This window comes from Kitasatospora sp. NPDC087314 (genome assembly GCF_044744365.1).
Classification (GTDB): Bacteria; Actinomycetota; Actinomycetes; order Streptomycetales; family Streptomycetaceae; genus Kitasatospora.
Genome location: NZ_JBIUYE010000010.1, coordinates 301170 through 321589, shown reverse-complemented (window position 1 = coordinate 321589; position 20420 = coordinate 301170). Strand labels below are relative to the sequence as shown.

The following is a 20420-nucleotide window of genomic DNA, read 5'->3' as shown; positions in this document are numbered from 1 at the left end:
GCCGGGGGACCACGTTCGCCATCCCGGGTTCGGCCCGTCGCTCGTCGGAGCGGCGGGCCCAGGGCGTGTCCGGGGCACGGTCAGTAGCCCTGCGGCTGGTCGAGGGCCTTGTCCAGGGCCTCGTCGAGGGTGGTGGCGGCCATGATCAGCGAGAGATGGGTGAACGCCTGCGGGAAGTTGCCCAGCTGCTCGCCGCTGGGACCGATCTCCTCGGCGAAGAGGCCGACGTGGTTCGCGTAGGTCTGCATCTTCTCGAAGGCGTAGCGGGCCGGCCGCAGGTGCCCGGCACGGGCGAGGGCGTCGACGTAGAGGAAGGTGCAGAGGCTGAAGGTGCCCTCCGAGCCGCGCAGACCGTCGGGGGAGGCTACGGGGTCGTAGCGGTAGACGAGACTGTCGGACACCAGCGTGCGCTCCATCGCACGGAGCGTCTTCAACCAGCTCTCCGTCCGGGGGGACATGAACCTGACCCTGGGGATGAGCAGCAACGAGGCGTCCAGGACGTCACTCCCGTAGGACTGCGTGAGGGCCTGTTCCCCCTCGTTCCAGCCGCGCTCCATCACCTGTTCGAGGACGGCGTCGCGCGCGGCGGTCCAGCGGACGGTGTCGGCGGGGCGGCTGTAGTCGGCCGCCAGGCGCAGGCCCTGGTCGAAGGCCACCCAGGACATCACCCGGCTGAAGGTGAAGTCCTTGCGTCCGCCGCGGGTCTCCCAGACGCCCTCGTCGGGACGGTCCCAGGAGTCGGCGAGCCAGTCGAGCGTCCGGGCCAGGTTCTTCCAGCCGTGGTAGCCGGCCCGCAGGCCGATCTCCCGGCTCTCCGCGAGGGCGTAGAGCGCCTCGCCGTAGATGTCGAGCTGGAGCTGGTCGGCGGCGGCGTTCCCGGCCCGGACCGGGTACGAGCCGCGGTAGCCCTCGAAGTGTTCGAGGATCTCCTCGGTGAGTTCCGGGTCCCCGTCGACCCGGTACATGATCTGGAGGGGTTCTCTCTCGATGCCGTCCGTACCGCGCAGGCGGTCGCCCAGCCGCTCGCCCAGCCAGTGGGTGAACTGCTCGGCCTCCTCGACGAATCCGAGGTCGAGCAGCGCCCGGACGGACAGCGAGCCGTCGCGGACCCAGGTGTAGCGGTAGTCCCAGTTGCGTTCCCCGCCGACCTGCTCGGGCAGTCCCATGGTGGCGGCGGCGACCGGGGCGCCGGTGGGGGCGTAGGTGAGCAGCTTGAGGGTGATGGCGGACCTGTTCACCGCGCCGGGCCACCGGCCGCGGTAGCGGGAACCGCGTACCCAGCGCTGCCAGAAGTCCACGGCCGCCCACAGCTGCTCGATCACGCCGTCGGGGGTCGGCGGAGGCGGGAGGAGGCCGTCCGGGCCGCAGACGGTCAGGACGGCGGCGGCGTGCTCGCCCGCGGTGAGGGTGATCTCCCCCCGGACGTCCCGGGCCTCGGCGCCGTCCGGGCGCAGTGGCACGGTGCTCCGCAGGTACGCGGTGATGCCGGGCGCCCGGAAGGCCGCGGTGTCGTCGCGCAGGTCGAGCTCATGGCCGGCCCGGCCGTAGTCGAAGCGCGGCCTGCACTCCAGGGCGAAGCGCACCGTGCCGCGTACGGCCCGCGCCCCGCGGACCAGCACGTGCCGGTCGGTGGGTGTGCCCGTCCGGTCCGGCGGCATGAAGTCGAAGACCTCGCCGACCCCGTCGGGCGACATGAACCGTGTCACCAGGACCGCGGTGTCCGGGTAGTAGAGCTGCTTGCAGGTGGTGGATTCCTCTTCGGGGGCGAAGCGGAAGTAACCGCCGCGGTCGTGGTCCAGCAGGGCCGCGAAGACACTGGGCGAGTCGAATCGGGGGGCCGCGAACCAGTCGACGACTCCCCGGGAGGAGACCAGAGCGGCGGTCTGGAGGTCGCCGACAAGGCCGTGCTCGGCGATGGGAGGGTACCGGTCCATGATCATCAGACCTTTCTGGCGCTCTTCCTCCACTGTCCGCCCGGTCCCACGGGTTCGCGAGGAGATCGGGCGCCGAGGGCTGCCTCACCATGCGCGTCGCGCAAGCGCGCGGCGGGAACCGTCGGACAGGCCCTGGCTCCCGGAGGAGCCTCCCCCGGGAGCCGGTTGCCCGGGAAGGTCATGACCGCGTGCTCAGTACCGCTGAGCCTGGACCACGCGCGGTACGAGCGCCTTGTCCCGGTCCATCGTGGTGAACGCCGTGGGAGTCGCCTTGCCGCCCGGCGCGACGCTCTTCGCCCCCAGGAAGACGGTGTCCACCAGTGTGCCGGCCTCGTCGAGGAACTCGACCTTGATCGCGTACGACGCGGTCGAACGCGTGCTGTTCGCAATGGTCACAGTCGCGGCGTTGAAGCCCGCCGACCGCGCCTTGGGCAGACCGGTGATCGTGACATCCCCCATCGCGTTGCCCGTACCCTCCGTCTTCGACAGAACGGACTGCGCCTCGGCCCGGCCGGCCGCCAGCTGCGCCGAGACCGACGCCTCGAACGAGGCTGCCGCCGCAGACTGGGACGCCGCCGCCGCGGAGGCTGCGGACGCGGCCGCCGAAGCCGATTCCAGCAGCGAAGCCTTGGCCGAGGCGACCGAGGACGGCAGCTCGCCCGAGAAGGAGTTCGCATTGGGAGAGAACGGGCTCGACGACACCGACGACGGCGTGGTCGACGACGAGCCGCATCCGGCGGCCATCAGCACCGTGCAACCGAGCGCGACAGCGCCCAGTCCGAACCGCTGGCACGCGGTCGACATCGGCGCCCGATCTCTCCCGCCGGAAAAACGCGACATGACCATCCGCCTCCGCTTTACGGCCGGACCACAGACCGCCCGGACCTGCTGCCCACAATCGTCGGCCCGGTCCCGCGAACCCGCCAGCGGGCCTGCGACGAACAGGTGCCCGCCGCCGGGCTCACGTACCGGCGAACCACGTCGACGAGCGCTTCCACGATGGTCTCCGGCCGCGACAGGCCAAGGGCCGAGCCCCGGACCGTGTCGGCAATTTCGGCGGCCGCGGCGTCAGCACGCTCCCTGGTTCGGCTGGTGGTGACGACGGTGTCGCCGCGGTCGGCGAATCGCTGCGCCAGAACGCGTCCCGGGGCGCCGCTTCCTCCGACGATGATCGAGGTGGTCACGAGCCGGTGGTCCCTTCCAGCGGACGTGAGGACAAGGGCATGATGGCCGTCCTCGACATCGTTCCAGGCCGACGAAGTCATCACGCGTCACGTCACGCCGGTCGGTGGCGCCGAGTGCGTGACGCCGTTGAACCGGTCGCGGGGCAGGGCGTTCGACACCGAGAGCGAGACGCGTCGGCACGGCTCGACTGCCGCGACACGCCTCGGTCAGAGGTTGGCGTCGCGTACCGCTGCGTGGATCCGGTCTGCCAGGTCGATGAGTTCGTCGGCGCCGCCGACGTTCCACTGGAGGTCGAGCAGGACCTCCTCGGCCCCCACGGCGGCGTGCGCGGCCACGTCTGCCACGATCTGCTCGATCGTTCCCGTGAACGGCTGGCGCTCCGCGTCCCCGACCGGTGTGTCGGTGAGGTGCGTGTTGGCCCTGACGCACATGGTCAGTGCGTCCGAGTCGCGGCCGTGCGAGGCGGCCAGTTCCTTCAGTCTCCGCAACTGCGGCGCCAGGTCAGCAGGTGGGACGCCCGCCGGCATCCAGCCGTCGGCGCGTCGGGCCAGTCGGTCGAGTGCCTTCCTGCTGGACGCCGCCAGATAGACGGGGATGGGGCGGGCGGGCTTCGGCCCGACCTCCGCCTCGTCGATCACCGTGTGGGCGCCGTGGTACGACACCGGGTCTGGACCCCACACCGCGGCGCAGACATCGAGGAGTTCGTCCAGCACCGTGCCCCGCTCCTCGAACGGGGCGATGGACGCCGCCGCGTACTCGTCCAGCGACCAGCCCGTCCCGAATCCGGCCACCACCCGGCCACCGCTCGCCGCATCCAAAGTCGCCAGGGCGCGGGCGAGTTGGAGCGGCACATGCAATGGCGCGATCAGGACGCTGCTTCCCAGTCGTGCCCGTTCGGTCGCCGCGGCGGCGAGCGAGAGGACTACCAGTGGATGGGCCACCGAGCGGTAGGCGTCCGGCCACGCGCGTCCGGGGATGCCGTACAGCCCCTGGCGCGGATGCTCCGGGACGAGTAGTCGTTCGAATACCCAGAGGCTCTCGTAACCGATCTGCTCGGCTGCCCGCGCCACCCGCGCGGGGTCACGCGCCAGGTCGTACTGCTTGGTCTGTGGCAACCCGAGACCCAGCCGTATCGTCATGGTCCAATCCTCTCCCGTCCGCCGGCGGGACGCATCGTCGACGCCGGAGCACCGTCCTCACACCAGCCGTACCACCACCAGGCCGACCGCTCCCTCCGGCGGCGTGCCCGCTATCGGGCTGCGGTGATGGCCGCGGCCACGTCGTCGTTCGCGTGGCCCAGGACGATTGCTTTATCCCAGCGCTTCGACAGTGCCTCGGTGAGCGGTAGATCGATCCCGTGGCCGTGGGCGGCATCGAGCGCGAGGGCGGCGTCCTTGCCCGCGTGGTGCAGCGGGAAGCCGGGGGTGAAGTCGCGCTGGACCATGGCGTGGCCCTTGGCTATCGCGTAGGCGGAGCCCAGCGGGCTCTCGGCGAGTGTGTCGAGGAGGAGGTCGGGGTCCAGGCCCAGGGACTCGGTGAGACCGATCGTTTCGGCCATTCCTTCCGTCAGAACGGCCAGCCAGTTGTTGAGTACGAGCTTGAACCGGTTGCCGTCGCCGAGACGGTTCAGCCACAGGGCCCGGTGGCCGAGGGCGTCGAACAGCGGTCGCACGCGCGGTCGCAGTGCCGGGCTCCCGGAGGCGAGGATGAGCAGTTCCCCTCGCTCGGCGGGGTCCGAACTGCCGGAGACGGGAGCGTCCACGAAGCCGACGCGCTGGACGGCGAGCTTGGCCAGGCGCTGGGTTGCTGCGACGCCGACCGTGCTCATCTGGATCCACACCGCGTCCGGGGGCAGCGCGGTCAGGGCGCCTTCGGGGCCTGTCATCGCGGCTTCCACCGCGGCGCCGTCGGTGAGCATGGTGATCAGGAACTCGACGTCCGAAGCCGCCTCGGTCGGAGAGGACGCGACGTACGCGCCCTGGGCGGCGAGTGCTTCGGCCTTCTCCTTGGTCCGGTTCCACACCGTCACGTCGAAGCCGGCGCGCAGGAGGTTCCGCGCGATGGGGGCTCCCATGACGCCGATGCCGAGGACGGCGACTTTTGTCCTGTCGGTCTTGGCTTGCCCGGTCATCACACACTCTCCGGGGACGGGCCGGCGACCGGGGTGGCCGCGGCCGTGATGGAGTCGATGGCCTTCAGGTCGGCCTCGTCCAGCGTGATGTCCGCCGCCGCGAGACTGTCGTCGACGTGGTGGGCGCGCCGGGTGCCGACGATGGCCACGTGCACTCCGGGACGGGCCAGGGTCCATGCGATGGCAAGCTGGCTGACCGTCATGTCGCGCAAGGCGGCGAACTCCTGGAGCGCACGGACGACGGAGAGGTTGCGACGGTAGTCCTCGCCGCGGAAGACGCTGCTCTTGGCGCGCCAGTCGTCGGCGGGGAAGGCGGTGTCTTTGCTGAGGGTGCCGGTGAGCAGGCCGTGCGCGAGCGGGCCGTAGACCAGTACACCGATGTCGTGCTGCCGGGCGTAGGGCAGGACCGCGTCCTCGATCTCGCGGCGGAAGAGGTGGTACGGCGGTTGCAGTGTCTCCACCGGCAGGGTCCGGGAGAACTCGGCGATCTGCTCGGCGTTGTAGTTGGACACACCGACGTGGCGGATCTTGCCAACCTCGATCAGTTGTTTCAGTGCGCCTGCGGTCTCGGCGAACGGCACCTGAGGGTCGGGCCAGTGGACCTGGTAGAGGTCGATGTGGTCGACGCCGAGCGCGGTCAGGCTGGCGTCCACGCCCTCGCGCAGTGCCTGGGGGCTGGCGTCGCGGGCGATGCCGGTGTCGGTCTCGCGCAGGCCGCCCTTGGTGGCGATCACCAGCTCGTCGCGCCGGCTGCGCAGTTCGCCGCGCAGGGACTCGCCCAGGAGCCGCTCCGACGCGCCGAAACCGTAGGCCTGGGCGGTGTCGAAGAAGTTGACCCCGAGGTCGAGCGCCCGGCGGATGGCGGCCCTGGCCTCGTCCTCGGCGAAGCCGCCCCAGTCGCCGCCCAACTGCCAGGTGCCGAAGGCGATGCGCGAGACCTCGAGTCCGGTCATTCCCAGTGTGGTGGTACGCATGGTCAGTCTCCGTACGAAAGTGTTCGTTCCCTGTGTTCTCGGGTGGGTGAGGAGATCCGTACATCCGACGGGTTCACCGACGCCGCCTTGATCGCGACCAGGGCCTCGTCGTCCCCGGTGCCGGGGGCGGGGATGTCGACGATCTCCAGGACGTCGCCGGGTGACCTGAAGCGAGCGAAACGCGGCGCACGCATGACGCGATCCCTTCCGGAAGGTTCTGACGTCCGCACGGACCGGTCGTGGCTTCCTGCGCGGCGCCCACTGGTCCAACGGCTCAGACTCCGTTGAGGGGGAGAGCAGGAACCCGCGTCGGACAGTCGGTCCGGGAGCCCTGGGTTCATCGAAGACGCTAGCGGGAAGGTGCAGGGAACGCATGTCGTGCTCGGCGGGGTACGTCGGGTGCCGGGGTTCCGGTCGACTGCCGCCATCAAGGCCTCGAACTCCCCGTTCTCCAAGGGGCGCGACACGATGTCGGCGACATGGTCCTGGCCCTTCTTCAGTGACGTCCACCGCGGCAGCCACCATCGGCCGGCGGCGGGCACGAAGCGCACCGCGGCGGCCCGCGACCCCTCGTCCACGCCGCCGCGCAGTACCGCGAGCAGAGCCAGCACCCCGCGCAGCGATGCCGCGCGGGCGTGAACCGGCGCGGTGACGGTCTCGGCTGTCAGCCGGACCAGTCGCCGGACGGCCACTTCGCCCCGCCACAGCCACCACCCGGCGGCGACGGTCGCCGCCAGGTGCGCGACGAGCATCCCGGGACTCAGCCCCAGGAGCACCGCGTGGCTCCAGAAGGAAACGTGCGTCGCCGCAACGACGGCATGCCCAGCTGCACCGCTTCCCGCCGCGCCGTGGGCGGCCGACGGACCGGACCGCCCGCCGCCCACTGAAGTTCCCCGAGCAGTCGCCGTGCGAGGGTCCGGTTCTCGTCCCATGCTGGAAGACAGGGGGCGGCGACAGAGGGAGTGGTGGGGATGCGAACCGTTGTGGACCTCACGCGCTGCCAGGGCTACGCACAGTGCGTGTTCCTCGCACCGAAGGTGTTCCAGCTGCACGGCGAGGAGGGACTGCTGTACGCCCCGGCCGTCCCGGACGACCAGGTCGAGCGCGTGCGCCAGGCCGCGGCGGCGTGCCCGGTCCAGGCCATCCTCCTCGGTGAGGAGGTGAGCGTCGATGGCCGGTGACCTTCTGGAGGGCCGCATCGTCGTCATCGGCGCGTCGCTGGCCGGGTTGAGGGCCGCGGAGGCGCTGCGCGAGGAGGGCTTCACCGGCTCACTGACCGTGGTCGGCGACGAGCCCCATCCGCCCTACGACCGGCCTCCGCTGTCCAAGCAGGTGCTGCTCGGCCTGGTGGCGGCGGACTCCACCGGGCTGCCGATGCGCCGGGATCCGGACGCCGAGTGGCGGCTGGGCGTACGCGCCACCGGCCTGGACCCCCTCGGGAAGCGGGTGCTGCTGGCCGACGGCGAGTCGGTGCCGTACGACCGGGTGCTGATCACCACCGGGACCCGGGCGCGCCCCTGGCCCAAGGCGGAGGAGGCCGCCCTGGACGGGGTGTTCACCCTGCGCACCCGTGAGGACGCCGGCGGTTTGGCCGAGCGGCTGGCCGCGGGGCCACGGCGCGTGCTGGTGATCGGCGGCGGCTTCACCGGCTCGGAGATCGCCTCGGCCTGCCGGGAGCGCGGACTGGACGTCACCGTCGCCGAACGCGGTCCCGCACCCCTGGTGGGCGCGCTCGGCGGCACCCTGTCGAAACTCGCGGCCGTCATGCAGCGCAACCACGGCGTGGACCTGCGCACCGGAGTGACGGTCACCACCTTGCGCGGGGACGGCAGCGGCCGCTTCACCGGCGCGGAGCTGTCCGACGGCAGCCGCGTCGAGGCGGACGTGTGCGTCGTGGCGTTGGGCGCGGTCCGCAACGTCGAGTGGCTGGCGGACTCCGGGCTGGCGGCGGGCCCGCGCGGAATCGCCTGCGACGCCGGGTGCCGCGCCTTCAACATGTACGGAATCGTCACCGACGACATCTTCGTCGCCGGCGACGTCTCCCGCTTCCCCCACCCGCTGTTCGGTTACCAGATGCTCTCCCTCGAGCACTGGGGAAACGCCGTCGAGCAGGCCGAGGTCGCGGCCCACAACATGGTCAGCCCCGGGCCGTTGCGACGCCCGCACCTCGCCCTCCCGACGTTCTGGTCGACCCAGTTCGGGCTCAACATCAAGTCGGTGGGCGTGCCCACCTTCTCCGACCACGTGGTCATCGCCCAGGGCTCCTTGGAGGCGCGCCGTCTGGCGATGGTCTACGGCTACCAGGGGCGGGTCACCGCCGCGGTCACCGTCGACATGGCCAAGTCGCTCGACTACTACCGGCACCTGATCGAGACCGCTGCTCCGTTCCCGCCCCCGCCCGGCGCGGCGGACCGTGCGATCGCGGCCGACGTCCCGGTTCCGTCCGACGTGCCGGATCCGAAGGGGCTGTCCCACGGCCCCACCGTGGCGCTCACCGGATACCTGCCCGACCGCCGACTGACCGTGGTGCAGCCCCGCGGCTGACCCACGTCCCGCCCGACGACGAGGAGCCACCATGGACTCCGACACCTTGCTGGCACGGATCACCGACTACGCGAACCGCCCCAACCCCTACCCGCTGTACGCGGAACTCCGCGAGGCCGGTCCCGTGGTACGGCAGGCAGACGACAGCTATCTGGTCGGCACGTACCGCGAGATCGCCGCCCTGCTCCACGATCCACGGATGAGTGCCGATCCCCGCACCCGCGGCGAGACGACACACAAGCCGCCGTTCCTGCGGCTCGACGACCCGGAGCACCACCGACTGCGCACCCTGGCCATGCGACCGTTCGGCCCCCCGCACAGCCCCGGCCGGGTCGATGCCATGCGCGGCGAGATCGACCAGCTCACCGAGGAACTGATGGAGCCCTTCCAGGCGGGCCGCCAGATCGACATCGTCGACGACTTCGCCTACCCGCTGCCCGTCACGGTGATCTGCCGCCTGCTCGGCGTGCCGCGCGAGGACGAACCGCTCTTCCGGGAATGGTCCGACGCGATCGTCGCCTCCGCCGACGTCAGGCCCGAGGAGGATTCCACCGAGCGGGACGAGGCGGGCGACCAGGCGCGGAACGAGATGGGCCGGTACCTGGTGGACCTCGCCGAGAAGCGCCGTGGCAAGCCGAGCGACGACCTGCTCTCCGCCTTCGCCAACGAGCCGGACCCGGCCCGGCGGCTCACCCAGGAGGAACTCGCGGAAACCGCCGTGCTGTTGCTCATCGCGGGACACGAGACCACGGTGAATCTGATCACCAACGGGGTGCTCACCCTACTGCGTCAGCCCGAGCATCTGGACCAGCTGCGTCGCGAACCGGACCTGCTGCCGCGAGCGGTGGAGGAACTGCTGCGCTACGAACCCCCGGTCCACATGCGTGGGCGCATCCCCCTCGCCGACATCGACGTCGCCGGCACCACCATCCCCGAAGGCACCTCCGTCGTGCTCGCGCTGGCCTCGGGCAACCGCGACCCCAAGCGGTTCCACGAGCCCGACCGGTTCGACCCCACCCGCCCGGACAACCAGCACCTCGGCTTCGGCAGCGGTATCCACCTGTGCTACGGCGCACCACTCGCCCGCATCGAAGCCCAGGCCGCGCTCGGCGCGCTGATTCCCCACCTCGGCACAGCACGCCTGGTCCAGGACCCGCCCCCCTACCGGCAGAACGCCATGCTCCGCGGACCCCGTCACCTGCCCATCCAACTGTGAGTCCGCCTGGCAGCACACGGCCAGCAGGGGGTCAGCGGCGACGTACCTGGGCGGGGTGCCGGGTACCGGCCCCGGGCTGCCGGTCTGGCCGATGAGGCGTCGATGGCCTCGGACGGGCGGCGGCCGGCGCGGGTCTCGCGCTGCCGCAGCGTTGCGCCAGACCCGTCGAGGGGAGTGACCTGGTGTCAGCGTGCGGGCGGGGTTGCCGGCGGGATGCGGAACAGGACGTGACGGGCCTTGCGCTGGACCTCTTCCAGCAGGCCCTGGGTGACCAGGTCGCGCAGCACGCTGCGGACCCGGCGACGCGACTGTGCGCCGATCGTCACGCGGACGTCCTCGGCGGACCACGCGCTGGATCGACGAGCAGAAGGCCGGCCGGCCCGATGCGAACAGGACCTCGGGCCGCGCCGACAGGCGGTGTCAGGCAGCCGTGGCGGCCAGCGTGTCCAATGTGCCGCTCTTGGCCTGGGCGACGAGGTCGCGGAACTGCTCCTCGCTCATCTGTACCTGCTGGCCGAAGTCGTCGGTGATCCGTACCCGCCGGTCCTCGGGCGCTGCCGGGTCCAGGAACAGCTGCGGACAGCCGCAGTTGCAGTTGCCGCAGAAGGTCGCGATCGGTTGCGTGCTGGTGCCGTGCATGTGCGCCGCCTCGGGTTGCCGCTGTCGTGAGCGTGAGCTGTCGCCTCTTCGATGCCCAGTGGTGAGGTTCTGTCAAACTCATTGAAGGGCAAGGGAGTTGTCAGGTCAGCAGTGGACAGGTCGGGCCGGCTGGGCGGCCCGGCGCTGCTCCGAGAATCTTGGTGGAACGCGGGAACTCGCATGGCGCTCCGTCCGACTGCCTGGGCGGGCTCGCAGTGGCGGCCCCAGGTGGTTCGGGTCACCAGGAGAGTCTCATGCGCTCGCGTGTTGTGCGGCGTGCGGTTCCTGGCGAATAGGGTGGGTGCGGCCGATGATCACCTATGCCCACAGGAGAGCCGATGAGTCCGATCTTTGCCCCCGATGCCCTGCTGCCGGTCGGGGTGATCGGTCTTGGTGACATCGCGCAGAAGGCGTATCTGCCGGTCCTGGCGGCTCTGCCGGGTCTGGATCTGCGGTTGATGACCCGGGATCGGGCCAAGCTCGACCGGATCGGCGACAGCTACCGTGTCGATCCGGGCAAGCGGTTCACCGATCTCGGTGAGCTGGTCGGCAGCGGGATCCGGGCCGCGTTCGTGCACGCGGCCACCGACCAGCACGTTCCGATTGTGGAGCGGCTGCTCACCGCGGGCATCGACGTGTACGTGGACAAGCCGCTGGCCTACACGCTGGAGGGTTCCCGTCGGCTGGTCGACCTCGCGGACCGTACGGGTTGTTCGCTGATGGTGGGTTTCAACCGCCGTTATGCGCCGGGTTATGTTCAGGCGAAGGAGCGGCCGCGTGACCTGATTGTGCTGCAGAAGAACCGGGAGGGCCTGCCGGAGGCGCCGAGGTCGATGGTTTTCGACGATTTCGTCCATGTTGTGGATGTGCTTCGTTTCCTGGCTCCCGGTGAGGTCGAGCACGTGGACGTCCGCTCCCGGGTGCGTGACGGCCTGGTGGAGCACCTCGTCCTCACCCTCGCCGGGGAGGGTTTCACGGCGCTGGGCATCATGAACCGGGTGTCCGGCTCCACCGAGGAAGTCCTCCAGGTATCCGGCGGCGACTCCAAGCGCGAGGTCCACAACCTGGCCGAGGTGATCGACCACCGTGGCCAGCCGACCGTCCGCCGGCGGGGCGACTGGGTGCCGGTGGCCCGCCAGCGCGGCATCGAGCAGTGCGTCCTCGCCTTCCTCGACGCCGTCCGCACCGGCAAGACCGTTGACGCCCACGACGCCCTGCGCACCCACGAGCTCTGCGAGTTGATCGTGGAGCGGATCGAGTCCGCCTGAGGGAGGCCGCCGGGCGCCGCGGCGGGAGGCGGCGGCCCGGGGTGGCGGGAGCCCGGGGTGGCGGGAGGCGGCGGCCCGGGGTGGCGGCCGGGGCGCATCGCAGGGGCGCCCGCCGGGGGAGCGGAACCAAGAGTTCACTGACGGGGTCTTGTCGCGTCATTTTCTACGCGCGTATCTTGGGGGCGCTGCGGGGGGCGGGTGACCGGCTTCCGCTTCTTCTACGCGGGTAGCGCGCGCGGTAGGCGCGCCGCCTGACCGATCGTCACGGCCCGGCGGCCCCAGACCCGCCGGGTGGACGCTCGACGCCCCGCCCTCACCCTCGACCGCCGTGCCACGACCGTGCCGCACGGCGGAGCTAGGAGTCATGTCCCGGTGACCACCGCCCCCGCCCCCCGCCCCCGCCGGGCGCTGCTGCGCGCCGCGATCCTCCCGGCCGGCCTGGCCGCCTCCCTGGTGCTCGTCCCGCTGCCGGCCGCGAGCGCCGCGCCCGCCGCCGTCCCGGCCGGGCCGACCGAGGCCGGACCGCTGCGCATCCACGACATCCAGGGCACCACCCGGATCTCCCCGCAGGCCGGAAAGCCCGTCACCGGCGTGCCCGGCGTCGTCACCGGCGTGCGCGCGTACGGCAGTTCCAAGGGCTTCTGGATGCAGGACCCGAACCCGGACGCCGACCCGGCCACCAGCGAGGGCATCTTCGTCTACACCGGCGGCAACCCGACCGTGAAGGCCGGCGACTCGGTCCTGGTCAGCGGCAAGGTCACCGAGTACTACCCGAACTTCTCCGGCGGCTCGCAGTCCGTCACCGAGATCACCGGCCCCGCCGTCACCGTGCTCTCCTCCGGAAACCCGCTGCCCGCCCCGGTGGTCGTGGACACCCGCAACATCCCCGGCACCTACACCCCGCCGGCGGGGCCCGACGGCACCGTCGACTCGGTGCCGCTCAACCCGGAGAAGTACGCCCTGGACTTCTACGAGTCGCTGGAGGGCATGCTCGTCCAGGTCAAGGACGTCCGGGTGATACAGGCGACGGACAAGTACAACGAGCTGTGGGTCGCCGCCGACCGGCAGGACCAGCGCAGCAAGCGCGGCGGCGTGCTGTACGAGTCGTACGCGGAGCCCAACGTGGGCCGCCTGATGGTGCAGCAGCAGGCGGCGGTCTCCCAGCAGCCTTTCCCGGTGGCCAACGTGGGCGACGTGCTGACCGGCACCACCACCGGCCCGCTGGACTACAACCAGTTCGGCGGCTACACGCTCGTCGCCGGCACCATGGGCACGCTGCAGGACAACCACCTCCAGCGCGAGGTGACGGCGAAGGCCACCGACCGTGAACTAGCCATCGCCACCTACAACGTGGAGAACCTGGCCCCGGGCAACCCGGACGCCAAGTTCGCCGAGCTGGCCCAGGGCATCGTCACCAACCTGCGCTCGCCCGACATCGTGGCCCTGGAGGAGATCCAGGACAACAACGGCGCCAAGAGCGACGGCACGGTGGACGCGAGCCAGACCGTCGCCAAGTTCATCGCCGCGATCAAGGCGGCCGGCGGACCGGCCTACGACTGGCGCTCGATCGACCCGCAGGACGGCAAGGACGGCGGCGAGCCGGGCGGCAACATCCGGCAGGTGTTCCTGTTCAACCCGCAGCGGGTCTCCTTCACCGACATCCCCGGCGGCACCGCCACCGGCGCCGTGGACGTCGCCGGCACCGGCGCCACCACCGCCCTGACCGCCTCGCCCGGCCGGATCGCCCCGACCGACGAGGCGTGGACCAACAGCCGCAAGCCGCTGGTCGGGCAGTTCACCTTCCGGGGCAAGAAGCTCTTCGTGATCGCCAACCACTTCAACAGCAAGGGCGGCGACCAGGGCATCGACAGCCGCTTCCAGGCCCCGGCCCGCAGCTCCGAGGTGCAGCGGGTCAAGCAGGCCACCATCGAGCAGGCCTTCGTCGCCAAGCTGCTGGCCGCCGACAAGGAGGCGCGCGTCGTCTCGCTCGGCGACTTCAACGACTACCAGTTCTCGCCCGCGCTGGCCGCGCTGACCAAGGACGGCGTGCTGCGCGACCTGGTGAACGAGCTGCCGGAGACCGAGCAGTACTCCTACGTCTACCAGGGCAACTCGCAGGTGCTGGACCACATCCTGGTCAGCCCCGAGGTCGGCTACGCGAAGTACGACGTGGTGCACATCAACGCCGAGTTCGCCCAGCAGGCCAGCGACCACGACCCCCAGGTCGTCCGCATCAAGCCCTGACCCGGCACCAGAGCGCGACCCCCGGCGACCACCGGCGCCGGGGCTGCCGGGGTAGGCGTCCCTGACCTGGGACTATGCTGCCTCCGCCGACGGTGATCACCGTCGGCGAAGGCAGCTACGGCAGCGGGGGTCGGCGGGTATGCGGTACCGGATCGAGCGGATCGGCGTCGAGGACTGGCAGCGTCTGCGGAAGGTGCGGCTGGCCCAACTCCTGGACTTCCCCATGGCGTTCGGCGAGACCCACGAGACGGCGCTGGCCCTCGGCGAGGCCGACTGGCGGGCCCGGACGTCCCGGGCGAACGAGCCGGGCAGGGTCGGCCTGGTCGCGGTCGACGCGGACGGCGAGTGGGTCGGGACGATGCTTTCCTTCCCCGACGAGGAGCAGGCCGCGACCGTCGTCCTGGTCGGCGTCTGGGTGGCGGGGGAGCATCGCGGCCGCGAGCGCGGCGTGACGGACGCCCTGCTGGACGCCGCCGTCGACTGGGCCCGCACCGAGGGCGGCGCCCAGCGGATGCTGCTCGGCGTGCACGAGGAGAACGCCCGCGCCGCCGCCTTCTACCTGCGCCGCGGCTTCGCCTACACCGGCGGCGAGACCCCCTACCGGCTCGACCCGCAGGCCCGGATCCTGGAGATGGCCCTCCCCCTGGACCGACCGCAACCGGACCGACCGCAACCGGACAGGCCGCAACCGTCCCTCGTACCCACCCCGAGTACGTCCGCTCTCGGCGGCAGCCCCGTGAGCTCGCCTTCAGGTGATTGCCCTCGGCTGATCAACTCGCGTAGCTACCAGGGAACGGTTCGGCCTCGGTAGTCGACGAATTGCACGCCGGGGGTGCCGAACTGAGCGAGCATGACGTTCACCAGCCGGTGTCCTCGACGCCGAGAGGGGCGTCCGATCCTCCCGGATCCGTGCGGACCCAGCCGGGTGCCATGACCAGCAGCGTGCGTGGCGGTTCGGGCTGGCGGACTGCGAAGCTTCGCATGAACTGGTTCAGCGCCGCCTTGCTGCCTCGGTAGCCCTCCCGCAGCCCGGTCTCGTTGTTGGCGATGCTGCCCTGGCCGGACGACATCGCACCGATCAAGGTCCTGCCACCGACGGACGCCCCGACCTCGGCCCGGGCGGCCGCGAGAACGCGCGCCAACTCGTTGACGTCATCCGGGCGTCGGCTTCAGCCGACCACAACGCCCGCCGCTTCTTCTGTCCGTCACCCCGACGACTCACCTGAATCCGGCCACAGGGGCAGGCTGACGTGAGGTGAACGGCTGCGAGTGTCCGATGGGTGGGGTTGACTGTCCGTCGATCGATCACACGTGCTGGCAGCCCGGCCGATCGCCGGGGGAGAACGACGGAGGCTCCAGATGCAGGAAGACGTCATGACGGCCGGGACAGGGTTGCGGGTCTACCCCGATCCCGCGGATGTGTTCATCACCGACCAGGTCGAACTGGCAGAGCACCTGCACCCGTTGATCTCGATCGATCTCGCCGGAGTGGACCCGGCCTGGCACGGGTGGATCCATCTGGTCAGCCCACTGGAACCGGCGGAAGGTTACCTCGGCGACCACACCGAGGCATTCCACTCACCCCTGCAGAGAACCAACTGGCTCGGGTTCTCGATGGAGGGCGACCGCTACCGCCTACTCGGCGACCTGCGCTACTTCGCGCGGGCGACGACCTCCGAGGAACTGCCCGACCCCTGGCCTGGGTTCCGTACGCGGCTCGACGAGCACTGCGACTCCGAGGGCCGCAGCTACCTGGCGCACCGGGACGCCTTCCGCCGTGAGGGCATCCTGCTCATGCGGCACAACGACGGGTCCCTGCGGTATGACGAGTCCGACGCCATGGCACTGCTGGAGCAGCTCGGCGGCAACGCGGACCCTCACGACAACTGGGTCCAGCCCGAGCTGTTCCACGTCGAGTACGACGACGACAGCGCGTGGCCGGTCAGTCCGGCCGGAAACCCGTTCCACTTTGTGGCGTCGGTGCCGGGCTGGCACTACCGACGCTCGGGCGCCGACTCGATTCTGCTGTTCTTCGAGCCCGTTGAGCGGCTCGCACTGCTGACCTTCGACTGGAGCTGAGGCACTGTCCAGGGGTGCGGGGAACCGCCGACGGGCTCAGCGGTTGGCGAGCCGGTCCTCGACGGCGTAGTCGTAAGGAGAGCGACCTTCGGAAGTGGTTCCGACATGAATGACAACTGGCCGCTTGGTTCCAGGAAGCTTGGCAAATCAGTTCCAACAAGCGTGTCACCCACCCCGAGAACGGTCAGGTCAGCACGCCTCGGCGGTACCAACGATCCTGTCACGGCTCAACCGGTTGGCTTCGCCTGTCCTGTTGCATGGAAGCTGTCGGACTCCCGCTCGGTCTCGTTCGTGCTGGCGGATTCTCGGCGCGGTGGCTCTTGCGTGGCGATGCCGTACGCCGGCAGCCGGGCCGGAAGGCCCCGGCCGCCCGTCCGCCCGGACGGTGTGTCAGACCACGGCGAGCCGGCCCACCAGCAGCTCCACCCTCCGCTCGGCTTCCGCCGGCGGAAGCCGTCCCGCCCGGGTCAGGGTGGCCAGCCCGTGCAGGGCCGCCCAGAACACCTCGGTGAACAGTGCCGGATGGACGCCGTCCCCGGCGACCTCACTGAGAGTCTCCAGCAGGGCGGCGAAGCCGTCCTTCAGCGGCTCCGGGGTGTCCTCCTCCGCGAAGGCCAGGCCGCCGTCGAGCTGGAACATGGCGTCGTAGACCGCCGGGTTGCGTTCGGCGAAGTCGAGGTAGGCGCGGGCGAGGGCGGTGACCCGGGCACGAGGGCCGTCCGTGGCCGAGGTCGCGGCCCGCAGTGCCGCGGCCATCTCGGCGGCACCCTCCAGGGCGACGGCGCCGATGATCTCGCGCTTGCCGCGGAAGTGGCTGTAGAGGACGGGCTGGCTGTATTCGATGCGCTCGGCGAGCCGGCGGGTGGTGACCGCGTCCCAGCCCTGCTGCTCGGCGAGTTCGCGGGCCGTCGCCACGATGAGGCGCTCGCGGCTCGCCCGTTCGCGTTCCTTGCGTTCCTGTACCGACATGACTCGATCCTAGCATCGCTAGACAAGTGAGCGGCGGCAGTACTAGCGTTACCTCATCATCTAGCGGCGCTAGATCCCAGGAGGGGTCATCATGCTCGACGCACTCAAGGTCGTCACCACCGTGGTCGTCGGAGTGATGGTGGGGGTGGAGTTCTCCGTCGCCTTCATCATCAACCGGATCCTCAACGCACTCCCCGACGACAGTGGCCAACTCGGCCGCGCCCACGGGGGCCGGATGCTCGGCGCCGTGATGCCGTTCTGGTACATCGGCTCGCTCGTCCTCGCCGCGGTCTGGGCCATCGCGGGATGGCACCACTCCGGCACCGGACTCGTCGTCACCGCCGCCGGGCTGCTGATCGTCAGCGTGATCATGTCGATCCTGCTGCTCGTCCCGATCAACAACCGGGGCAAGACGTGGACCCCCGAGAACCGGCCTGCCGACTGGAAGGAGCAGATGAACCGCTGGGACCGCTTCCACTACGTCCGCGTCGCCGTCATCATCGCCGCCTTCACCCTGCTGGCCGCCGCCCTCACCTGAGCCCGCGGGCCGTGTGCAGGCGGCGCGTACCCCTCCACTCCGCAGGCGGTAGCCGACGATTCGTACGGATCCGCACCGCCCTCGGAACCCGGGACCCCCTCTACCGGAGGTTCTTCCTCCATCGAGATCGCGACTTCCGCGGATGCCAGGTCGTTCGAGAACCCCGGGCCCCGCGGTGATCGTAGGCATGCATCGCGGGAAAGTCCGGTGCGTCGATGAACTGCCGGCCCCTAGCATGCGTGGGTGAACCTTTCCCATCTCGGCGCGCCGATCGGGCCGATGATTCGCGTCCACGGCGGGTTCGCCAACCGGATGTACCGGCTCGACACCGACCAGGGGTCGTTCGCGGTGAAGGAGTTGAACCTCGTCGACCGCCGCTGGACCTATCGCGTCGAGGACGTGTTCAGGTTCGAGCGGGCGGCCTTCGCCGCCGGCATCCCGATGCCGGAGCCGATCTCGGCCAGCGACCACATGCTCGTTCACCGATGGGTCGAGGGAGAAAAGGTGCCGGAAGCACCGGTCTCGGCGGCGTACGCGTTCGAGATCGGTGAGATCCTCGCGCGCATCCACACGCTCGACGTCGCGTGGACCCAGGTGTCGATCGAGGAACCGACGTCACGGGACTGGCCCGAGCTCGCCGCGCGGGCGGCGGCAACCGGACAGCCGTGGGCCGACGAACTCGCCTCGCACGTCGAGACGTTCCTCGCGATTGCCCACTTCGTCGACACCTGCGAACGGCCGGGCCCCGTCGTGCTGACCCATCGGGACATCCAACCGTGGAACCTGCTCGCTCGGGAGGGTCGGCCGGTGGTGCTCGACTGGGAGCTCTCGGGGATGCTCGACCTGTCCGGTGAGCTCGGCTCGACCGCGCTGAGCCTCGCGAAGGGACCTGGCTTCGACGACATCAAGCCCGCCGTCTTCCGCTCGGTCCTCGACGGCTATGTCGCGGGGGGCGGAGCGCTGCCGCCGTCAGGTCCGAGCTGGTTCGTGTTCATGATCGGCGGCTGGCTGGGGCACACGAGGTGGAACATCCTCCGGTGCCTCGCCGGTGTCGAGGCGAGCACCGGCCCTGACCTCGCGCTGTCGCACGAGTCCGTGCGCAACGGCGTGCGCGGCCTCCCCGACCTGTTCGGCCGACTTCCGGAGCTCGAGGCGTTGCTCGTGTGACAGTGACCCGCGTCTGTCCTTGGTACGCGGCGTGAGACGCGCTCCCGATTCCGCCCGGGGCGACGTCCTTGACCGGTTCGTCTGCGTACCCGGGGCAATCCAGCAGGTAGACGCCGCTCTTGACGTCCGGCCAGTTCGACTCCTCCACGTCGAGCAGGGTGTCGAGCTTGGCCTCCCTGAGCGGTAATGAAAGTGCACAGTGTGATCGCGGCCTCGCGTTGTGAGCCCGGACACGACAGTTGGAACCAGCTCAGCCGGGTGAGCCGGCGGTTTCCGCTCGATGGGACACGCTTGTTGGCACCACGTGGTCACGCTTCACGATGGTCCAGGGAAAGGTGCTGGTCATGCCGCGGAGGGCTTGCGGGCGTGCTGCCGTCCGGATGATGGGGTGACACAGTGATCAACCATGACGGGGCGCAGTTCGTCCGACCGTTGACACTGGCTTGGGTGCGCCGGCATCTGGAGGTCGGCGAACGGATCGTCGGAAGCGAGGCGCTGCACGGCGGCATCACTGCCGACATGCGGAGGCTGACCATCGGCACGCGGGACGGAGGCACCCGTGACCTGGTGCTGCGGACGTTCGTCGACCCGTTCTACGTGGAGCGCGCCGAGGACTGGCTGAACAGGGAGGCCGGCGCCCTGACGCTGCTGGCGGGGACCGGCGTGCCGGCTCCTGGACTGGTCGCGGTTGATCCGGCCGCCGCGCATTGCGAGTATCCGTCGCTCCTCATGACACATCTGGCGGGCCGGACGGTCCTCGATGATGAGGGATTGGAGACGCGCGTCCCGTTGCTGGCCCGCCAACTCGTGGCGATCCACGCGTTGCGACCCGCCGAGCGGCCCCGGGAGTACGTGGCGTTGACGACCGCCGACACCGTCGTGGTTCCGAAGGGCGCCGACGCGGCGGCATGGGCCGCGGCGATCGACGTGATCCGCAAGCCCGCGCCGCCCTATGAAGGGCGATTCCTGCACCGGGACTTCCACCCCGGCAATGTGCTGTTCGACGTGCTGCCCTCAAGGTCGGCGGGTGCGCGGATCACCGGCGTCGTCGACTGGGCGGCCACCTCCTGGGGCCCGGCGGATCTCGATGTGGCGCACTGCTCCACCAATCTCGCGCTGCTGCATGGCCCGGCGTGGGGGCAGCGGTTCGCCGAGGCGTATGAGGAGGCCGGCGGGGTGCTGGCCGCGGCCGCGAGCGAGCGACTGTACTGGCGGGTGCGGGACCCACTTGCGTGCTCGGAAGAAGTGCGGTTGGTGGCGCAGGCATGGCGGGGGACAGGGAGGGCGGAGCTGACGACGCGAGCTGTGGAGGAGCGGCTGGATGCCTATGTCACCGCCCTGATGGACGCGCTGGGCTGAGCCACGGCGGTCCGGGGCGCGGCTTCGACGTCTTGCTACGCACCCCCGCCTGGTTCCACCATGCGTGGCCGGGTTCCACCTGTCGCGTCCCGGCTCACGTCGACGCACCGTGACGGGATTCGGGAGCCGCCACCTCGAGGTTCCGACCGCCAACCTTCGGTTCCGGGCACATC

At 70.5% G+C, this 20420-nt stretch carries 21 protein-coding genes; 10 read left to right on the top strand and 11 right to left on the bottom strand.

Annotation, left to right across the window (positions count from 1 at the left end; genetic code table 11):
- Positions 1-80 precede the first annotated feature (80 nt).
- The 7 genes from ACIO5E_RS23370 to ACIO5E_RS23340 form a co-directional block, all read right to left on the bottom strand.
- Entirely contained in the window at positions 81-1934 is a 1854-nt protein-coding gene (locus ACIO5E_RS23370; RefSeq protein ID WP_400670920.1) for a glycoside hydrolase family 15 protein, read from the bottom strand.
- A gap of 192 nt (positions 1935-2126) precedes the next feature.
- On the bottom strand, positions 2127-2774 hold the full coding sequence (locus tag ACIO5E_RS23365) for a hypothetical protein (RefSeq protein WP_400670918.1): 648 nt from the start codon (positions 2772-2774) through the stop codon (positions 2127-2129).
- 17 nt (positions 2775-2791) lie between these two features.
- Positions 2792-3118: a hypothetical protein gene (locus ACIO5E_RS23360; protein ID WP_400670916.1), complete on the bottom strand. Its 327-nt coding sequence runs from the start codon at positions 3116-3118 to the stop codon at positions 2792-2794.
- 207 nt (positions 3119-3325) lie between these two features.
- A complete protein-coding gene (locus ACIO5E_RS23355) occupies positions 3326-4258 on the bottom strand; it encodes an LLM class F420-dependent oxidoreductase (protein WP_400670914.1) in 933 nt (310 codons plus the stop codon).
- 110 nt (positions 4259-4368) lie between these two features.
- Positions 4369-5250 (bottom strand): NAD(P)-dependent oxidoreductase, encoded by an 882-nt coding sequence (locus tag ACIO5E_RS23350; RefSeq protein WP_400670913.1) that lies wholly within the window; start codon positions 5248-5250, stop codon positions 4369-4371.
- Positions 5250-6224, bottom strand: a complete 975-nt coding sequence (locus ACIO5E_RS23345) for an aldo/keto reductase (RefSeq protein ID WP_400670912.1) — start codon at positions 6222-6224, stop codon at positions 5250-5252. The genes ACIO5E_RS23350 and ACIO5E_RS23345 overlap by 1 nt, the downstream gene beginning before the upstream one ends.
- A 2-nt stretch (positions 6225-6226) precedes the next feature.
- Positions 6227-6976, bottom strand: a complete 750-nt coding sequence (locus ACIO5E_RS23340; RefSeq protein WP_400670910.1) for a hypothetical protein — start codon at positions 6974-6976, stop codon at positions 6227-6229.
- A gap of 219 nt (positions 6977-7195) precedes the next feature.
- On the opposite strand from ACIO5E_RS23340, the gene ACIO5E_RS23335 reads away from it, so the two are divergent.
- Genes ACIO5E_RS23335 through ACIO5E_RS23325 form a run of 3 tightly spaced genes read left to right on the top strand, consistent with a single transcriptional unit; the run spans position 7196 to position 9984 of the window.
- The gene (locus tag ACIO5E_RS23335; protein ID WP_400670909.1) at positions 7196-7405 is read left to right on the top strand and encodes a ferredoxin; all 210 of its coding nucleotides are present in this window, start codon (positions 7196-7198) and stop codon (positions 7403-7405) included.
- A complete protein-coding gene (locus ACIO5E_RS23330) occupies positions 7395-8768 on the top strand; it encodes an NAD(P)/FAD-dependent oxidoreductase (RefSeq protein WP_400670908.1) in 1374 nt (457 codons plus the stop codon). The genes ACIO5E_RS23335 and ACIO5E_RS23330 overlap by 11 nt, the downstream gene beginning before the upstream one ends.
- Before the next feature lie 31 nt (positions 8769-8799).
- Entirely contained in the window at positions 8800-9984 is a 1185-nt protein-coding gene (locus ACIO5E_RS23325) for a cytochrome P450 (RefSeq protein WP_400670905.1), read from the top strand.
- Positions 9985-10169: 185 nt separating this feature from the next.
- Here the strand turns inward: ACIO5E_RS23325 and ACIO5E_RS23320 are convergent, their stop codons facing one another.
- Together ACIO5E_RS23320 and ACIO5E_RS23315 are read right to left on the bottom strand one after the other, a co-directional pair.
- Positions 10170-10310: a hypothetical protein gene (locus tag ACIO5E_RS23320; RefSeq protein ID WP_400670902.1), complete on the bottom strand. Its 141-nt coding sequence runs from the start codon at positions 10308-10310 to the stop codon at positions 10170-10172.
- A gap of 94 nt (positions 10311-10404) precedes the next feature.
- A complete protein-coding gene (locus ACIO5E_RS23315; protein ID WP_280684619.1) occupies positions 10405-10623 on the bottom strand; it encodes a hypothetical protein in 219 nt (72 codons plus the stop codon).
- A 368-nt stretch (positions 10624-10991) separates the two neighbouring features.
- Between ACIO5E_RS23315 and ACIO5E_RS23310 the strand changes: the two genes are divergently transcribed.
- The 3 genes from ACIO5E_RS23310 (at position 10992) to ACIO5E_RS23300 (ending at position 14946) form a co-directional block, all read left to right on the top strand.
- Positions 10992-11891, top strand: coding sequence for a Gfo/Idh/MocA family protein (locus tag ACIO5E_RS23310; protein ID WP_400671061.1), 900 nt, complete (start codon positions 10992-10994; stop codon positions 11889-11891).
- A 372-nt stretch (positions 11892-12263) separates the two neighbouring features.
- On the top strand, positions 12264-14135 hold the full coding sequence (locus ACIO5E_RS23305; RefSeq protein ID WP_400670899.1) for an endonuclease/exonuclease/phosphatase family protein: 1872 nt from the start codon (positions 12264-12266) through the stop codon (positions 14133-14135).
- A gap of 139 nt (positions 14136-14274) precedes the next feature.
- On the top strand, positions 14275-14946 hold the full coding sequence (locus tag ACIO5E_RS23300) for a GNAT family N-acetyltransferase (RefSeq protein WP_400670896.1): 672 nt from the start codon (positions 14275-14277) through the stop codon (positions 14944-14946).
- Positions 14947-14992: 46 nt separating this feature from the next.
- Here ACIO5E_RS23300 and ACIO5E_RS23295 read toward each other — a convergent pair whose 3' ends face one another.
- A complete protein-coding gene (locus ACIO5E_RS23295) occupies positions 14993-15277 on the bottom strand; it encodes a hypothetical protein (protein WP_400670894.1) in 285 nt (94 codons plus the stop codon).
- A gap of 217 nt (positions 15278-15494) precedes the next feature.
- Between ACIO5E_RS23295 and ACIO5E_RS23290 the strand changes: the two genes are divergently transcribed.
- Complete coding sequence (locus tag ACIO5E_RS23290) at positions 15495-16214, top strand: hypothetical protein (protein WP_400670891.1); 720 nt, start codon at positions 15495-15497, stop codon at positions 16212-16214.
- 390 nt (positions 16215-16604) lie between these two features.
- Here the strand turns inward: ACIO5E_RS23290 and ACIO5E_RS23285 are convergent, their stop codons facing one another.
- Positions 16605-17183, bottom strand: a complete 579-nt coding sequence (locus tag ACIO5E_RS23285) for a TetR/AcrR family transcriptional regulator (protein ID WP_400670888.1) — start codon at positions 17181-17183, stop codon at positions 16605-16607.
- A 91-nt stretch (positions 17184-17274) separates the two neighbouring features.
- Here ACIO5E_RS23285 and ACIO5E_RS23280 point away from each other — a divergent pair, with 91 nt between their 5' ends.
- From ACIO5E_RS23280 to ACIO5E_RS23270, 3 genes are all read left to right on the top strand, one after another.
- The gene (locus tag ACIO5E_RS23280) at positions 17275-17721 is read left to right on the top strand and encodes an anthrone oxygenase family protein (RefSeq protein ID WP_400670885.1); all 447 of its coding nucleotides are present in this window, start codon (positions 17275-17277) and stop codon (positions 17719-17721) included.
- A 243-nt stretch (positions 17722-17964) separates the two neighbouring features.
- The gene (locus ACIO5E_RS23275; protein WP_400670882.1) at positions 17965-18888 is read left to right on the top strand and encodes a phosphotransferase family protein; all 924 of its coding nucleotides are present in this window, start codon (positions 17965-17967) and stop codon (positions 18886-18888) included.
- Between the two features lie 399 nt (positions 18889-19287).
- Entirely contained in the window at positions 19288-20247 is a 960-nt protein-coding gene (locus ACIO5E_RS23270) for a phosphotransferase family protein (RefSeq protein WP_400671058.1), read from the top strand.
- The last annotated feature ends 173 nt before the right edge of the window (positions 20248-20420 follow it).

Coding starts and splice junctions, on each gene's coding strand:
- ACIO5E_RS23370 (WP_400670920.1), bottom strand. CDS start 1,934: ATGGACCGGTACCCTCCCATCGCCGAGCACGGCCTTGTCGGCGACCTC.
- ACIO5E_RS23365 (WP_400670918.1), bottom strand. CDS start 2,774: ATGTCGCGTTTTTCCGGCGGGAGAGATCGGGCGCCGATGTCGACCGCG.
- ACIO5E_RS23355 (WP_400670914.1), bottom strand. CDS start 4,258: ATGACGATACGGCTGGGTCTCGGGTTGCCACAGACCAAGCAGTACGAC.
- ACIO5E_RS23350 (WP_400670913.1), bottom strand. CDS start 5,250: ATGACCGGGCAAGCCAAGACCGACAGGACAAAAGTCGCCGTCCTCGGC.
- ACIO5E_RS23345 (WP_400670912.1), bottom strand. CDS start 6,224: ATGCGTACCACCACACTGGGAATGACCGGACTCGAGGTCTCGCGCATC.
- ACIO5E_RS23340 (WP_400670910.1), bottom strand. CDS start 6,976: ATGCTCGTCGCGCACCTGGCGGCGACCGTCGCCGCCGGGTGGTGGCTG.
- ACIO5E_RS23335 (WP_400670909.1), top strand. CDS start 7,196: ATGCGAACCGTTGTGGACCTCACGCGCTGCCAGGGCTACGCACAGTGC.
- ACIO5E_RS23330 (WP_400670908.1), top strand. CDS start 7,395: ATGGCCGGTGACCTTCTGGAGGGCCGCATCGTCGTCATCGGCGCGTCG.
- ACIO5E_RS23325 (WP_400670905.1), top strand. CDS start 8,800: ATGGACTCCGACACCTTGCTGGCACGGATCACCGACTACGCGAACCGC.
- ACIO5E_RS23315 (WP_280684619.1), bottom strand. CDS start 10,623: ATGCACGGCACCAGCACGCAACCGATCGCGACCTTCTGCGGCAACTGC.
- ACIO5E_RS23300 (WP_400670896.1), top strand. CDS start 14,275: ATGCGGTACCGGATCGAGCGGATCGGCGTCGAGGACTGGCAGCGTCTG.
- ACIO5E_RS23290 (WP_400670891.1), top strand. CDS start 15,495: ATGCAGGAAGACGTCATGACGGCCGGGACAGGGTTGCGGGTCTACCCC.
- ACIO5E_RS23285 (WP_400670888.1), bottom strand. CDS start 17,183: ATGTCGGTACAGGAACGCAAGGAACGCGAACGGGCGAGCCGCGAGCGC.
- ACIO5E_RS23280 (WP_400670885.1), top strand. CDS start 17,275: ATGCTCGACGCACTCAAGGTCGTCACCACCGTGGTCGTCGGAGTGATG.